Annotated in this window: 15 protein-coding genes; 2 read left to right on the forward strand and 13 right to left on the reverse strand. The window is 56.2% G+C overall.

Annotation, left to right across the window (positions count from 1 at the left end):
- Positions 1-84 precede the first annotated feature (84 nt).
- Together BAA01_14980 and BAA01_14985 are read right to left on the reverse strand one after the other, a co-directional pair.
- Positions 85-1,362, reverse strand: a complete 1,278-nt coding sequence (locus tag BAA01_14980) for an aspartate kinase (protein OUM85956.1) — start codon at positions 1,360-1,362, stop codon at positions 85-87.
- Positions 1,363-1,876: 514 nt separating this feature from the next.
- Positions 1,877-3,679 (reverse strand): excinuclease ABC subunit C, encoded by a 1,803-nt coding sequence (locus BAA01_14985; protein OUM85957.1) that lies wholly within the window; start codon positions 3,677-3,679, stop codon positions 1,877-1,879.
- Positions 3,680-3,910: 231 nt separating this feature from the next.
- Here BAA01_14985 and BAA01_14990 point away from each other — a divergent pair, with 231 nt between their 5' ends.
- The gene (locus BAA01_14990; protein ID OUM85896.1) at positions 3,911-4,669 is read left to right on the forward strand and encodes a hypothetical protein; all 759 of its coding nucleotides are present in this window, start codon (positions 3,911-3,913) and stop codon (positions 4,667-4,669) included.
- Between the two features lie 9 nt (positions 4,670-4,678).
- Here BAA01_14990 and BAA01_14995 read toward each other — a convergent pair whose 3' ends face one another.
- The 9 genes from BAA01_14995 to BAA01_15035 form a co-directional block, all read right to left on the reverse strand.
- Positions 4,679-5,209, reverse strand: coding sequence for a hypothetical protein (locus BAA01_14995; GenBank protein OUM85897.1), 531 nt, complete (start codon positions 5,207-5,209; stop codon positions 4,679-4,681).
- A gap of 214 nt (positions 5,210-5,423) precedes the next feature.
- Entirely contained in the window at positions 5,424-6,113 is a 690-nt protein-coding gene (locus tag BAA01_15000) for a cytochrome C assembly protein (protein OUM85898.1), read from the reverse strand.
- A gap of 1 nt (position 6,114) precedes the next feature.
- Positions 6,115-6,795, reverse strand: a complete 681-nt coding sequence (locus BAA01_15005; protein OUM85899.1) for a hypothetical protein — start codon at positions 6,793-6,795, stop codon at positions 6,115-6,117.
- Positions 6,796-6,798: 3 nt separating this feature from the next.
- Positions 6,799-7,512 carry a hypothetical protein gene (locus tag BAA01_15010; protein OUM85900.1) on the reverse strand — a complete coding sequence of 238 codons (714 nt, stop codon included), beginning with the start codon at positions 7,510-7,512 and terminating at the stop codon, positions 6,799-6,801.
- A gap of 11 nt (positions 7,513-7,523) precedes the next feature.
- Complete coding sequence (locus BAA01_15015; protein ID OUM85901.1) at positions 7,524-8,519, reverse strand: hypothetical protein; 996 nt, start codon at positions 8,517-8,519, stop codon at positions 7,524-7,526.
- On the reverse strand, positions 8,512-8,829 hold the full coding sequence (locus tag BAA01_15020) for a c-type cytochrome biogenesis protein CcmI (protein OUM85902.1): 318 nt from the start codon (positions 8,827-8,829) through the stop codon (positions 8,512-8,514). Before BAA01_15020 ends, BAA01_15015 begins: the two co-directional genes overlap by 8 nt.
- Positions 8,830-8,860: 31 nt before the next feature.
- A complete protein-coding gene (locus BAA01_15025; GenBank protein ID OUM85903.1) occupies positions 8,861-10,864 on the reverse strand; it encodes a hypothetical protein in 2,004 nt (667 codons plus the stop codon).
- 21 nt (positions 10,865-10,885) lie between these two features.
- The gene (locus BAA01_15030; protein OUM85904.1) at positions 10,886-11,332 is read right to left on the reverse strand and encodes a hypothetical protein; all 447 of its coding nucleotides are present in this window, start codon (positions 11,330-11,332) and stop codon (positions 10,886-10,888) included.
- Between the two features lie 177 nt (positions 11,333-11,509).
- Entirely contained in the window at positions 11,510-12,202 is a 693-nt protein-coding gene (locus BAA01_15035; GenBank protein OUM85905.1) for a hypothetical protein, read from the reverse strand.
- A 169-nt stretch (positions 12,203-12,371) separates the two neighbouring features.
- On the opposite strand from BAA01_15035, the gene BAA01_15040 reads away from it, so the two are divergent.
- Entirely contained in the window at positions 12,372-13,238 is an 867-nt protein-coding gene (locus tag BAA01_15040; protein OUM85906.1) for a cation transporter, read from the forward strand.
- An 86-nt stretch (positions 13,239-13,324) separates the two neighbouring features.
- On the opposite strand, the gene BAA01_15045 is transcribed toward BAA01_15040, so the two are convergent.
- Positions 13,325-14,158 (reverse strand): MBL fold metallo-hydrolase, encoded by an 834-nt coding sequence (locus tag BAA01_15045; protein OUM85907.1) that lies wholly within the window; start codon positions 14,156-14,158, stop codon positions 13,325-13,327.
- Positions 14,159-14,346: 188 nt separating this feature from the next.
- Positions 14,347-15,696, reverse strand: coding sequence for a Ktr system potassium transporter B (locus BAA01_15050; protein ID OUM85958.1), 1,350 nt, complete (start codon positions 15,694-15,696; stop codon positions 14,347-14,349).
- Positions 15,697-15,749 lie beyond the last annotated feature (53 nt).

Genomic DNA, 15,749 nt, shown 5'->3' on the forward strand with positions numbered 1-15,749 from the left:
GAGGAAGGTCATGGTCAGTAAGGGCAAGCCACCCAAGTATACCTCTTTGAGGTGAATGTTGGGTTAGATTTTCAAATGAGTGATCTATTCCGTCTTCGGTAAGATTTTTATATGGGTTGACACGGAAGCGCAGGAACCAGATTCCAGGCCGAACGCTTCGTGCAGGCGTTTGACCGCCGTTTCCATCCATTCCCGCGGGATGACGCAGGAGACCTTTATCTCTGACGTGGTGACCATTTTGATCGGAATGCCGGCTTCCGACAAATAACGGAAACACATGGCCGCCACTCCCGGGTTGGTCATCATCCCCGCGCCCACGATGGACACCTTGGCCAACCCCGACTCGAAACTTGCTTTGCTAAATCCCAGCTGCTCCTGGTTGGCTTTCAGCACTTCCTCGGCATTGAGGCGATCTTCTTCCGTGATGGAAAACGCGAGGTTGATCTCGTCTTCCCCGCGCTGGCTTTGGACGATCACATCCACATTGATTCGCTCCTGTGCCAGCAAGGTAAACAGCTGGGCCATCGCATCCACCCGGTTCGGCAACCCGTCTACCTGGACCTTCACCACTTCATCGTCAAAGGCGATCCCTGTCACCACCAGCGCCTTTTCCATATCCGACACCCCCTGAATCATTGTTCCTTCTTCATCCGTAAAGCTGGATCGCACCACCAGCTTCACGTTGTACAACTTGGCACACTCTACGGCCCGCGGATGAAGCACACCGGCACCCAGGATGGCCAATTCCAACATTTCGTCGTATGAAACGGATGGCAGCTTCCGTGCCCCCGGCACCACGCGCGGATCCGTGGTAAACACTCCGGTAACATCGGTGTATATTTCGCACAGATCGGCTTGCAAAGCAGCCGCCAGCGCTACTGCCGTCGTGTCGGAGCCGCCCCGGCCAAGCGTGGTGATCTCTCCCGCTTCGGTCACCCCCTGGAAACCGGCCACAATCACAATTTGCCCATCATCCAGCGCCTTCATGATTTTTTCCGTGTTGATCTCTTCAATTCGCGCCTTGCCGTGCACCGCTTCTGTGCGAATGCCGGCCTGCCAGCCGGTATATGAAGTGGTCCGCTGTCCCAATTCCTGCAAGGCCATGCTGAGCAAGGCAATCGACACCTGCTCGCCGGTGGTCAGCAGCATATCCATCTCCCGCCCGGAGGGACGCGCAGTGATTTGCCGGGCCATCTCCACCAGTTGGTCGGTGGTGTCCCCCATCGCCGAGACGACCACCACGCAGCGATGGCCTTCGGCCACCGTATCGGCAACCCGCTGAGCCACCGCCTTGATCCGCTCCACACTTCCGACGGATGTTCCCCCATACTTCTGAACGATCAGCACCTTCCCGCCTCCCATCTTAAAACAAAATAAAAACAGCAGGGTGAGCCCTACTGTGCGTAGAACCTCCACCTCCCCCCGCACGAAACAACGCTCCGCAAATCCCGTGGGGAAGAACTTGCGGCAGTGCTGCACTTCTTCAATGCAGCCCCAGGCCGGACCGCCAGGAACCGATCCGCCTTCGGCAACATCCCCTTTCCCGTCCCTTCCGCCGGATTCCTGTCCGTCCAGGACGGTACTGATGGATGCCGCGCCTTTGTTTCGCGCCCTCAAGCGAGGCACTTCGTATGCAGGTTTTTCAGACAGGTTCTCTACGAATCCACCGAGTTTGCTGGCCTTAGTGTAGCATAAGGTTTTGTGGCTGGCAAGAGGCAAGCCCTGATACGCCAACGCTTTTCTACGTATGGGGCTGCGACGGATCGTTATGCTGAAGCAACCGGCCACAGGCAAACCAAGCCACCAGATAATAAGGTAACAAATGAACACGGCAATCAAAAAAGCCCGAATCATAAATTGTCACTCTTATATATATTTACCGCACCTCATCCCGCTTGCCTCCGCCGCTCCTCAAATGACGCAGGATCTCCCGCGCCAGCTTGTCGCCGATGCCGATCTGCCGGTACTCCTCCACGCTGGCCTCCCTCATGCGCTCCAGCGAGCCGAAGTGCTTCCAGAGGAGACGCTTGCGCTTCTCGCCGACCCCGGGAATCTCGTCCAACTGCGACTTTAACATGGTCTTGCCGCGGCGCTGGCGGTGGAACGTGATCGCGAAGCGGTGCACTTCATCCTGGATCCGCTGCAGGAGATAAAAGGCCTGGCTGTGCCGGTCCAGCGGGATCTCCTCGGGAGGGTCGCCCATCCAGAGACGCTCGGTTCGGTGGTGCTCATCCTTGGCCAGCCCGCAGACCGGAATGAAGAGGCCCAGTTCGTTTTCCAACACATCCACCGCCGCCGCGATCTGCCCCTTGCCGCCGTCCACCACGATCAGATCAGGCAGCGGCAAGCCTTCCTTCAGCACCCGGATATACCGGCGGCGAATCACCTCGCGCATCGTCTCATAATCATCCGGTCCCTGCACCGTCTTGATCTTGTACTTGCGGTACTCCTTCTTGTCCGGCTTGCCGTCGGTAAAGACCACCATCGCCGAAACCGGATCGGCGCCCTGGATGTTGGAGTTGTCAAAGGCCTCGATGCGGTGCGGAATGCCAATCCCCATCGCCTCGGCCAGCGTCTCAAGCGCCCCGCGCGTGCGGGATTCGTCCCGCTCCTCGAGGCGAAACTTTTCCTCAAGGGCAAGGCGGGCGTTTTCCTCCGCCATCCGGACCAGCTGGCGCTTGCTTCCCCGTTTGGGAAAGGTGATTTTGACGCCCAGCCACTCTTGCATCGTCTCGGCTCCCTCTTCCACCGATGCGGGAAGCAGGATCTCCCTCGGCAACACTTCCTGCCGCTGATGGTAAAACTGGGTGACAAAAGAGAGGAAATCCTCCTCCGGCTCTCCATAATGGGGGAAAGTGGACACTTCCCGTTCAATTAGCCGTCCCTGGCGCATGAAGAACACCTGCACGCACATCCAGCCGCGATCGGCGGCATAGGCCAGCACATCCCGGTCCATGCCGTCCGTCAGCGAGACGTGCTGGGGTTGCATGATGGCGGTGATGCTCTGGATCTGATCGCGCAGCTCTTTGGCCCGCTCAAAATCCAGGTTTTCAGCCGCCTCCTCCATCTCCCGCCGCAGCCGTTCCTGAATCTCCTTGTACCCCCCCTGCAGGAACCGGGTGATCTCCTCCACCATCTGCTCAAAGACGGCCGGATCCACCTCTTCCACACAAGGCGCCAGGCACTGGCCAAGATGATAGTACAGGCAGGCACGGTCCGGCAGCGTGCGGCACTTGCGCAAGGGGTACAATTTGTCCAGGAGGCGCTTCGTTTCCTGTGCCGCCCCGGCATTGGGATAGGGGCCGAAATATTTTCCCCGATCTTTTTTTACCTTCCGCGTCACTTCGAGCCGCGGGTAAGGTTCCTTTGTCACCAGGATGTACGGATAGGATTTGTCATCCTTGTACATGACATTGTAACGGGGCTTGTATTGCTGGATCAGATTGTACTCCAGCACCAACGCCTCCTGGGGCGAGCTGGTGACAATATATTCAAAATCCCGGATCTCCCGCACCAAACTTTGCGTCTTGTTGTCATGGCTGCCGGTGAAGTAGGAACGAACCCGGTTTTTCAGCACCTTGGCCTTTCCCACGTAGATCACATTGCCCGCGCCGTCTTTCATCAGATAACAGCCTGGCTTGTCTGGCAAGAGAGCCAGTTTTTCCTTCAGCTGTTCCATCTCCATCCCTTCTTTGCGGCACCCCTTTGTAACGGCGACGCATCAACTCTATACATCGCACGGAATCTCGTACCGATATGTTTCAAAACGATTGTATCATGAATCTCCGAATACGGCAGATGATCATGAACGGAAATACATCTCCATATCATGTTGCAAACCAAAGAAAATATGATACAATCCTATTAAAATCGGAATGATTCCGTTTTAAATTCGGAAAGGGGATTGGACATGACACCCTTACTGGTACTCTTGAGCGCCCTGGCCAACGTGATGGGTGGCCTGTTAGTTGTCGCCCGTAAAGCTTGGTCGCACCGGGCAATGGGAGGCATGCTGGGATTCAGCGCCGGCTTTTTGCTTGCCATCGCCATCCTGGACTTGATTCCAGAGTCGTTGGAGATGGATGAGTCAAATGCTTTTCTGATTTTGCTGGGGTTGCTCAGCGTCTATTTTCTGGGGTTATTCTCTTCCGGACATCACCATGGAGAGGCATCGCTTCATCACGCCCATCCAGCCCCGCGTGCCGGGGCCGGCCTGTTTGTCGGCATGTTGATCCATACCTTCTTTGACGGAGCTTCCATCGTCGCGGCTTTTGACGTCGATGTGGAGATCGGCGTGCTGGTCTTTTTCGCGGTGATCCTTCACAAAATCCCGGATGGATTGACGGTCGCCTCCATGGTCCTGGCCAGCACGCGGAAGCGGAACAGGGCCTTGTGGGCCAGCTTGGCGCTGGGAGCTTCCACCTTGCTCGGCGCATTGGCAATGGCCGCGCTTCTGTCCATGGACGTGCAGTGGAATCAGGAACAAATTGCGGCGATGGCCCTGGCCTTTTCAGCCGGCGCCTTTCTCTACGTGGCGGTCGGGGATGTGCTTCCCGAAATCCACCACGAGAACAAAACGCTCAGCACAATCACGGTGGTGATGGGCATTTTGGTCTACTTCCTCACCACATCGCTGTTTTCGTTGGGCGGTATGATTCACCATCACTGAACCGGAATCTCACGGCTCTTGCAGCGTCGTGCCGGTCAACTCTTCCACCAGCTGAACCATCCCTTCCACCGTCAGCGGACCCTTCTGGTGATACTTCAAAATTCCGTTCTCATCAATGACCAGCGTCTCCGGTTGAGCGATAATCCCGTAGCGCTTGCTGACCTGGTTATTTTGATCCAGCAACACCAGTGACTTCAACTGATTTTCCCGTACAAACTCCTCCACCAGCACGGCCGGTTCGGCGCGGTTGACGAGGAGGAGTTTGACCTTGTCTCCGTATAATTCCGCAAATGTTCTCAGGTGAGACGCCTCCTCCTTGCACGGCTCACACCAACTGGCAAAAAAGTTGACGAGCACCGGCTGCCCCCGAAACTGGCTGAGGCTGTGCGGCGTACCGGACAGATCCGGCAACGTGAAGTCGGCAGCCTCTTCCCCCACTTTCACCGGCGTGACAGCCTTGCCAAATGCCGCCACAGCCACGGCCAGGCCCACACCCAAAACCAGGACAATTGCCATCACGGCGAACAATCGGCCTTTCATCCAAAAGCCTCCTCGTCAACGCTTGTCATCCAAAGCATTGCTCAGCTCTTCCAACCGTTGCTGCAGTTTTCGCTGCCGCGACGCCAAGGACAACGTGTATAAAAAGATGGCCACCCAAACCACCAGGGTGCCAATGGCCAAATAGGTCATTGCTATCCCTCCTCCACCTTTCGACATCGGTTGGCTGCAAAAAGTTCGGCCGTTTGGTCCGCAATCAGTCTGCCGAATAAAGGCGCTCCTCCAAGCGGGCGGCGGCCGTAGCCGACTTTTCCAGATTGACCCGGGCCAGCAGCAGGAAAAAGAATAAAACCATGAAAGCAAGGGAGGTAAAGACAAGCGTCACCACCATCTCGCCGGTCATGTTGACCCCCTGGCTGCTGATCACCTGGGGATGAAAAGAAGACCACCATTGGACGGAAAAATGGACGATGGGCACATCCACAAAGCCAATGATGCCGAACACCGCCGCAATCCTTCTCCCCCGCTGCCCTTCAATCGATGCCCGCAAAATCAAATAAGCGATATAGACGAGCCAAAGGATGAGCGTCGCTGTCAGGCGCGGATCATCCCACTTCCACCAGGCGTTCCAGACCGGCCGCGCCCAGAGCGGTCCCGTGATCAGCACCAGGGTGGTAAAGAGAACGCCCACCTCGGCTGCGCTCGCCGCCCAATGGTCAAAGCGTTCCTCGCGCCGCCAGAGGTACAGGATGCTGAAAATCAGCACCAGGCCAAAAGCCAGGTATGCGTTCCAGGCGGTTGCAACATGATAGTACATCAGGCGCTGAACATCGCCCATATACTTTTCCGTCGGCGCATAAAAGAAGACGAAATACACATCCGCCGCCACCATGAGCAAAGCCAGCCAGCCGAGGACGCGCTGCCAGAGCAATAAACGGTTGTTCATCTCACACCTCCAGCAAATATTCAAACAACAGAATCGGTAGGAGTGTAAAAAGGATGTCGTACGCTCCCAACACCGCCAGCCAGACCCATTCCTGACCGGGCATGGTCGGAAACAGCGCGATTTGTGTGAGCCGCACCACTGCCAGAACGAGCGGCACAGAAACGGGAAACAGCAGGATGGGCAGCAGCAAGTCACCCAGGCGGCTGGCTTGTGCCATGACGGAAAAAAGACAGGCCAACGACACATAGCCCCAGGTTCCCATCAGCAGGCAGCCGATGAGCAGTGGCAATGACTGGGGTGCAGGCGGGTTAAAGAGAATGAAAAACAGGGGCACCGACACCCATTCCACCAAAAATACCAATAAAAGGCTACCCAACATTTTCCCAAAAAAGATGGAACCGGGATCGACAGGGGCTGTCCACATCCCTTCCCAATTCCACTCCGCCTCTTCGATCGCCATCAACCGGCCGATGCCAAGCAAAGCCGAAAGAAAGATCGGAAGCCAGAGCAAACCTGCAGCCACATGGTGCAGGGCCGCCTGATTGGCCTGAAAAGAAAAATGGAGCAGAACCTGTATCAACAGCGCAAAAACGATCATCGACAGCAGCAGGCTCTTCTGGCGAAACTGGATGCGCAAATCTTTCTTCACGATGGCCAGGCTGCTGCGCAAAAAAAATCCCAACCGTCACACCCTCCCAAGCCAGTGCCCGTACCCTTGCTCCCAGAGTGACGGAGGCACTTCGTCCCGCCGCCAGCTCTGGACTATCCGTCCCTGATCCATCAGACAGACCCGCTGGCACAACGGCTGAATCAATGACAAGTCATGGCTGATGAGAACGAGCGTGCACCGCTTTGACGCCAATTCTTCAAGCCACAGCTGAAGCTCGCCGATCGAACGCTCATCCAAGCCATCAAAAGGCTCGTCCAAAAGCAACAGGCGGGGCTGGTGCAAAGTGGCGCGAACGATGGCCAGACGCTTGCGCATGCCCTTGGAAAGCGTATCCACCCGCTTGTGGCGGACCGACGTCAACTCCATTCGCGTGAGGCCTTCCTCGATCCGCCGCTTCAGATCAGGGACATCGAAAAGGACGCCGTAAAACTGGAGGTTTTCCTCCACGGTAAGCCCCTCATACAGATAGCTTCCTTCCATCAACACGCCGACGGCGCTGCGCAAACGGCCGCGTTTTTGCATCTTGGGTTCATCGGGAAACAACGTCACTTTCCCTGCGTCCGGACGCAACAGCTGCGCCATCAGGCGGAGCAATGTCGTCTTGCCGGCCCCATTGGGGCCGATGAGCGCCAGGTGCTGGCCCTCATGCACCATCAAATCCAGCTCCCGGATGATCCGCTGTACCCCCCGCTTGACTGTGGCTCCTTCCAGATGCACCAACACACTCATCCTGTTCTCTCCTAATCCCTGGCCTGACGCAACGGTTGCTGCCCGTCCTGTTCAAGGTGGTAAATCGGCAGCAATGCCTCTTCCAGTTGCTGTCGCCTGCGCTGGTATTCTTCGTCCGAAATCTCTTGTCTGCGATGTGCCCGCTCCACCTCCACCAGCCGGTTGAGCAGGGTTTCCCGCTGCTGGCGAAGCGTTTCCGCCGCGTTGCGCCGGCTCATGACCTGGGCCCGCCACATGGAGGTCCGCACGCCGATAAAGCCCAGAAGCAATACGACCACGACAAAGAGAATGTTGAAGATGGCCTGGTTGACCCCTTTCTGGTAATCATGATACACCACGGGCAGGCCGCTGGGATGGACCGATTTGTCCACTTGCTGCGGAAGAGCCTTTCCATCCAGCAACGTAAAGTGCAATGGCCACTGTTCACCGGGATGCAGGTTCAGTCGCGTGAAGCGGCGCAAATTCCGGCCGTTGAACTGCAGCACCTCCGACTGGGTGAGAAAATCTTTCGCCTCCACAGCCAGCCGCTCGGGGGGAACCAGAATTTGCACCGACTCGCTCAGGTAGGAGACCGGGTAGTTTACGACGGGCCGGTTCCCTTCGTAGGGAACCAAGTAGGAATAAGCCAGTACCCGCTTCTCCCCCGGCCCGATGCCGGCGCGCTCCACCACACCTCCATCGCGCATCTCATGCCCGCCCCAGCCTTCAATCGGCGTGAACTTCTCTGCTCCTTCGGGAAGAGCCAGGTAGATTTCCTGTTCCGCCGCCTTCCCCCTGTTTTCAAGCGTGGTCAGGACGACAAACTGCAGACGCTGATTTTCCACGGGCAGGACAACCACTTCCTGGTTGAGGATCCGGACGCCAGTGGGCGCCGCAGCAGCCAGAGCGGTACCGCTCATCAGCGTCCAAACCCAGAGTACAACCCACAGGAGCATCCCCATCCGCCGCAGGCGCCGCCGGCTGATCCGGGTTTCCGTCTCGGCTTCGTATCTGAGCCCTCTAGCCATGGCTCATCCCCTTTTCCAGCCTAGCCTGCACCTCGGCGCGCAACTGAAGGCGAAGTTGCTCTTCCCTGAGTTTATCTTTGGCGTGCAGCCGAGACAGTTGCCGAATGATTTCCTGACGCATCTCTTCGTAATCCTGCCGGGTGATTTTGTCCATATAAAAATCGTATTCCAAATCAGCCAGCTGCGAAAACAGGCGGTCCCGCTCCTCCTGATCATCCAGCAGCTCCTCCTGGCGCCTGCTGTCGCGAAGGAACGGAAAAATCATGATGAAAAGCGTGATTGCAGCCATCAGCACAATCCAGAATGTCATGGCACCAGCTCCTGTTCCACCATTCATCCAATTACCGGCCGCGCGCGGCCGCCCCCTGTAACGTCTTCGGCAAGCCCGGGTCTCTGCTCTCCTCAAGACGGGGACGCTCAGGCCAGAGGGCAATGAGCGTACCGGCAATCATCACATACGTCCCGACCCAAACCCAATTGATCAGAGGAAAGATCATGGCCTGGAAAACGGCGGCATCGGTTTTTTCATCCCAACCGCCCAGCACCAGATACAGATCACCCAGCCAGGTGTGGTAAATCGCCACCTCTGTGGAAGGCTGCCCCCCCAGCGTGTAAAACACCTTTTCCGGCCGCATCACGACCAGCCGCTGGCCCTCCTTCTCCACGATCACATTGGCAAAGATCTCCGTCCGGAAGGCATCACCCGTCTCCTCCAGTCCTTCGTAGGTCAGCGTATAGGCTCCCACTTGCATCTGTTCACCGGGATGCAGCATCCGTTGGACATTGACTTCGTAAGCGCTGGCGCCCGTGTAGCCAAAAACGATCAAGAGGATGGCCAGATGGACCAGATACCCCCCGTAGCGACGCCGGTTCCGCTGAAAGAGCCGGAAGAAGGAGAGAAGGAGCGGTTCTCCGGTCATCTTCTGGCGTGCCTGCACGGCTTTGACGAATTCCAGCACGATAATCACGGCGACAAACAGGCCGCTTGCAAATGAAAAGAGAGACAACCAGCCTCTGAGACCCAGTATGTATGCAATCAGGAGAAAGGCAACTGCCAGTGCCGCCGGCAGTATCAGGTTCTTGCGCAACAGCCGGAAGGAGGAACGGCGCCAGGCCAACAGGGGGGCGACGCCCATCAACACGATGACACCGATAAAGATCGGGACATTGACCCGGTTGAAAAACGGTGCGCCCACCGTCATCTTCTCGCCGGTAACGAGCTCGGAGATAATCGGGTACATGGTCCCCCAAAAAACGGTAAAGGCAGATCCCAAAAGCAGGAGGTTGTTGATCATGAAGCTGCTCTCTTTTGAAGCGACGGCTTCCATCTGGTTTTCCCCCTTCAAAAGGGGCCATTTCCAAACCAGGACCGCCAGTGAAAAGATCACAATCAGTCCGACAAACGTGAGAAAATAGGTGCCCATCGGCCCGTTGGCGAACGCATGGACAGAAAACAACAACCCGCTGCGTGTCAGAAAGGTGCCAAAAATGGTGAGCACAAACGTCACCATGATCAGAATCATGTTCCAGCCTTTCAGCATCCCCTTTTTCTCCTGGACGATCGCGGAATGCAAAAAGGCTGTCGATGTCAGCCAGGGCAACAGCGCCGCGTTTTCCACCGGGTCCCAAGCCCAAAAGCCACCCCATCCCAGCTCTTCGTAGGCCCACTGCGAGCCGTAGAGAATCCCGACACCCAGGAACAGCCAAGAGACCAGCGTCCAGCGACGGGTCACTTTCAGCCAGGTGGCGCCGGTCTGGTTGGTCAACAGGGCGGCGATGCCATAGGCATAAGGAACAGCAAAGCCGATATATCCGAGATACAGATTGACCGGGTGCACCATCATCGACGGATTTTGCAGCAACGGGTTGAGGCTGTTGCCTTCCGACACCTGCACCCTGGCCAATTCAAAGGGATGGGCAATGGTATTCATGACCAAAACGAAGAAAAACAAAATGGCACTGAGCACAGCGGTGACGACAGGCTGCATCACTTCCCGCTGCCGGTGTTTGAGGAAACTGGCCAGCACGCTGTAGATGGAAAGCAGCCAGGACCAGAACAACAGGGAACCGGCGCTGCCGCCCCAAAATGCCGCGATCTTGTAAATCAGCGGCAAATTGGAGCTGCTGTAGTTGACCACATACTGATAACGAAAATCGTCTGTAACCAGCAAATACAGCAACGAGACGGATGCCACGGTCGCGAGGAAAACGGCTGCCACCATCCCGGCCCGTCCAGCGGCAGCCAATCGCCGGTTCTTCAACCATCCGCCCAGCGCACTCATCAGGAAAGTATAGGGTACGACAAATAGCAAGAACAGAATGGCCCAACGCCCGATTTCGCCCATCATCAACTTCCTTTCATTCCACTACCGTTCCCCCATGGGCAACCCTTGTTCCTCGTGGGGATTGGCCACGCCCGCTTCCTCCAGCGCCTCATACTTGGACGGACATTTGACATACAGCTGCTCGGCCTCGAACACTCCCTGGGAATTCAAGCGCCCCTCGACAATCGCTTCCCAGCCATCATGCATCGTATCCGGCTTCATCCCCTGATACCGGACCGGCAACAGGCTACCGGCCTCAGAACGCAATTGGAAGCTCAATTCCATCTTTTCCTGGTTCCACTCGATGGAATCGCCCACGATCAGGCCGCTCAGCTTGACCGCTTTCCCGACAGCCTGCTCCTTTTGCTGAACGATTTCGTCAACCGTCCAGTAAAACGTGTTGGCCTGCGACATGCCCACCGCCACCAGAGAGATCATCACCGCCAAAATGATGCCAATTGCCAGGGTCAATTTTATTTTTATCCCCACACAAATCCCCCTTCCAACAGCAGTTGCCATCATCAAGCTGTATCATACCCCAATCGTTAAACAAACTTCCTCGTTTGTTAAGTTTCGGCCATCTTTTCGCTTTCATCTTACCTTATTTTCAAGAACAAGGACATCTTTCAAGGTTTGACATTTCTGTGAATCTCCCTGCGGCATCCCCTACACCATCATCAGCCGGCGGAATCCATCCAGGACTGGCAATCCCGCCTTCTCGGCCATCCGGACCACCTGCTGCCGGTCATATGGAATGCGCCGTTGCGTGACGCTGATCGCCCCATCCCGCGCCAATTCCAGGAGCGTGTATGCCGCTCGCGGATCGCCGTCCAGGTGGAGGCTGCAATAACCCACGGAAATCAGCGCCTTTCCGTCCAGCCAGCGCACGTAAGGCCGGTGAATGTGGCCATAGGCCACAATCGCAGCGCCGGATCGCATCTGCCGGGCAACCTCGGCTGGCGAAGCGTCCGGAGGCACCACATCCATCACATTTTCCGGATTGGCATGAAACACCTCAAGGCGCACGCCGTCCCATTCCCACTCCCGCTTCAGGGGCAGTTGCGCGAGGTAGTCGAGATGTTCCGGTTGGAGCCGCTCCCGCGTAAACCGCAGGTGCTCGCGGACATAATCATCTTCTTTGAAAGGGGTGTTTTTCACCACCGCTTCATCCCAATTCCCCCTGACCACCGGGATATTCAGTTCTCTGATGCGATCCACCACGGCCGCGGGGTCGGGACCTGCTCCCACCAAATCTCCCAGACAGATCACCTGATCTGCCTGTCGCTCGCGGATATCCGCCATCACTGCCTCCAGGGCCACCGGATTGGCGTGCACATCAGAAATCAGGGCAATCCGCATGCACATCATCTCCTTCATGATAAAATCTTTAAAGTTTAGTAGAGTGAAACTTTCTTCCCGTCAGGCAATCTCTTTTCTCTAGACTAAAACACGGCCGCTGACGTACGCTAAAACAAGAAGCATGGCTTCGTAAACAAGTTTTCCGAAAACCACCCGGGGAGGTCATCTGATGCGTCCGACACAAGTCGCCAGCTTGTCCATCTTAAGCAATTCCTTCGTCACCCTGCTCAAGCTGGTGGTCGGATTTCTCACCGGCTCTGTGGCCATCTTATCCGAGGCGATTCATTCTTCCCTGGACCTGGTCGCCTCCATCATTGCCTACTTTTCCGTAAAAATCTCCAGCAAACCGCCCGACCGGGAACACCCATACGGACACGGCAAGGTAGAAAATGTGTCGGGAACGATTGAAACCCTGCTCATTTTCGTGGCGGGCTTTTGGATCATTTACGAATCGGTAAAAAAACTGCTTCACCCTGAACCGATTCAACTGCCGATGCTAGGCGTGGCCATCATGCTGCTCGGCGCCGCCATCAACCTGGCCGTCGGCATCGCGGTCAAGCGGGTCGGGGAAAAGATGGACTCGGTCGCCATGCGCTCCAATGCGCTGCACCTCCTCACCGATGTCTTCTCCTCGCTGGGAGTCGCCGTAAGCCTGTTGCTGGTAGCCCTGACCAACATCACAGCCATTGACCCGTTGATCGGCATTGTCATCGCCATCTATATCATGAAGGAAGCCTACCAGCTCGGCAAACAATCCTTTTCCCCGCTGCTGGACGCCAGTCTCAGCGAGGACGAAAAAAACGCCATTCGCCAGATCATCGAATCCTATCAGGAAGAATTCATCGAGTACCATGATCTGCGCACTCGCCGGGCGGGGCCGGAAAAACATATTGACTTCCATCTGGTTGTCCCGTCCCATCTGCCCGTCGAAAAGGCGCACGCCCTCTGCGACCGGATCGAAACAGAGTTAAAGCAAAAGATCAAACCTGCGCGGGTGCTGATTCATTTGGAGCCCGAACATGAAAAGTTGCGGTGAAAAGCAAACCGGAAGCCGCGGAAAAAAGCCGGTACCCTCGATTGTAAGTTGGGACCGGCTTTCACCTGTTATTGCGAGATGTGCCATCAGACTCCCTGACCGGCTTGCTCCGCCATTTCACGGACGACCGTGCGGACAATGTGGATCGAATCAAACTCTCCACCGGACACCTCGATAATCGCCAAGGATTCCGGGAACAGTTTCGCATTGATCTCCTCGATCGTCAATCCCCGTCCGTACAGGTGCAGGATCTCGCCACTGAGATTTTCCAGTTCTTCCAGCTTCATGGCCAGCATTCGCTTGCCGTCGGGCAAATACCCCGCATGGCAACAGTACATCGATTGAAAATCATGCTGCAACACCTTGCGGAGCGAATCCATGATGGTCGGTACCGATTCTTGCCGCATGATCACTCTGGTTTTCGGCGAGAGGAACAGATCGCCGGAAAAAAGCCTTCCTCTCTCCTCATCCAGCAACACCACATGATCTTCAGCATGACCAGGCGTATAAATGACTTTCCAGAGCCGGCTGCGGGATGCTGCCTGCTCTCCCAATGGCTGCGCTGTGAAAGGTTTCCTGATGCCCCAGACCGCCTGGCGATATTTCGGATACTCCGGCCAGGAGGCACAAAATGCCACCCCCGCCGGATGGATCGAAAGCGGCACGTTCAGGTGCCGTTCAATCCAGGCGGCTGTCCCCACGTGATCCTCGTGGCTGTGAGTCAAGACAACCTGATCGAACGCTCGCGCATGTTCCTTGAAAAAGGCGGCCAGGTCCCGCTCGGCGCTTGCGCAGCCGGTATCCACCAGCATGCCGTCGGTCAAAAACACGTACACGGAGGCACTGCGCCTGTCTGTGGCAAGGTTTACCCGGACACAGGTCACATCTTCGTGCACGGACAGGTCGATCGCCGTTTTCATGAGACACCTTCCTTTGTGCCATGATGCCATTGTGCCAGGATGCCATCCCGGCTCTTTGGTCTGCAGAAAGCAATCCGGTTCAGCCTTGAAAGAATTTCGATCATCTAAATATATTCTGACAAGTGCCATTTTACCATTCGTCCGCAAGGCTGACAACAGCGTCTCTTCTTTTTTGACCCACTTCTTCCTTAACCGATCAGCACTTTTTCCTCCGGGTACCGGTAGGACTCCTTGCGCTGCATCTGTGCCAGGGCATAGGCCACGGTGAGCGGCCCCACCCGTCCAGCCACCATGGTCAGGGTGATGATCACCTTGCCGACAGGGGACAACTCGGGCGTCAATCCCATCGACAATCCGCAGGTACTGAATGCCGAAGTGGCTTCAAACAGCACCTCCAAAAAATTGTCCGTCCGCTCCCGTTCGGTAAAGGACAACACGACCGTCACCAGGATCACCATGGTCATCCCGATCATTACCATGGCCAAGGCACGGAAGATCTGTTCCTGGCTGATCCGGCGCTGCATCACCGCCACTTCCCGCCGTCCCCGGACCACGCTGTAGGCCGTCACATACAGCAAAGCGAAAGTCGTCGTCTTGATCCCTCCGCCTGTCGACCCTGGGGAGGCGCCGATAAACATCAGCAGGATGATCAATAACTGCGAGGTGGGCAGCATCGCTCCGATGTCAAGGGTGTTGAATCCGGCGGAACGTGCAGTCACCGATTGAAAATAAGCACTCCAGAAGCGTTCTGACAGCGTCAAGGTTTCATTGGTTTGAGGATTAAACCATTCGATAAAAAAGATCAACAACACCCCGGCCACGAGCAGTCCCGATGAAGTCAGCAATACAAGTTTGGAGTGAAGGGACAACTTTTTCCAACGCCGGTGTTGCCAAACGTCTACGATCACGATAAATCCCAAACCGCCCAGGATCACCAACATGCTGATGGTCAGGTTGACCACCGGGTCGCCGACAAACTGCATCAGGCTGTCGGACCAAAGGGACATGCCCGCATTGTTGAACGCGGACACCGCATGAAAGATCGCAAAGAACAGCGCCTCCAAACCCATTTCCGGATACCAGTGAAGAAACAGGACGGCCGCACCCACTGCCTCGACGGAAAAAGCAATCAAAGCGACATATAAGGCCAGCCGAACAACGCCTTCCACTGCTTGCTGGTTAAACGACTGCTGGATGTACAGGCGCTGCTGAAAGGAGATCTTGCGGCCCAATATCAGGAATATCAGGACGGCAAACGTCATAAATCCCAGCCCGCCGATCTGGATCAAGGTGAGAATCACCACCTGTCCAAAACGGGAAAAGGTTGAACCGATATCCACTGCCGTCAAACCGGTCACACAAGTGGCAGAGGTGGCCGTAAACAACGCATCCAAGAAGCCCACGCTACTGCCTGTCGCCGACGCGGCCGGCAGCATCAAGAGGAAGGTCCCGATCAAAATGATGGCCACAAACCCCAGCAGGAGCACCTGACTGGGATTCAATCGCTTGTTTCGTTTAAGTACTGACAACCCATCCACCTCATCCAACACAGGATCGTCATGGATTCCGTTTGGCACGCCCCTTAGCCCAT

Source organism: Bacillus thermozeamaize, assembly GCA_002159075.1.
Classification (GTDB): Bacteria; Bacillota; Bacilli; order ZCTH02-B2; family ZCTH02-B2; genus Bacillus_BB; species Bacillus_BB thermozeamaize.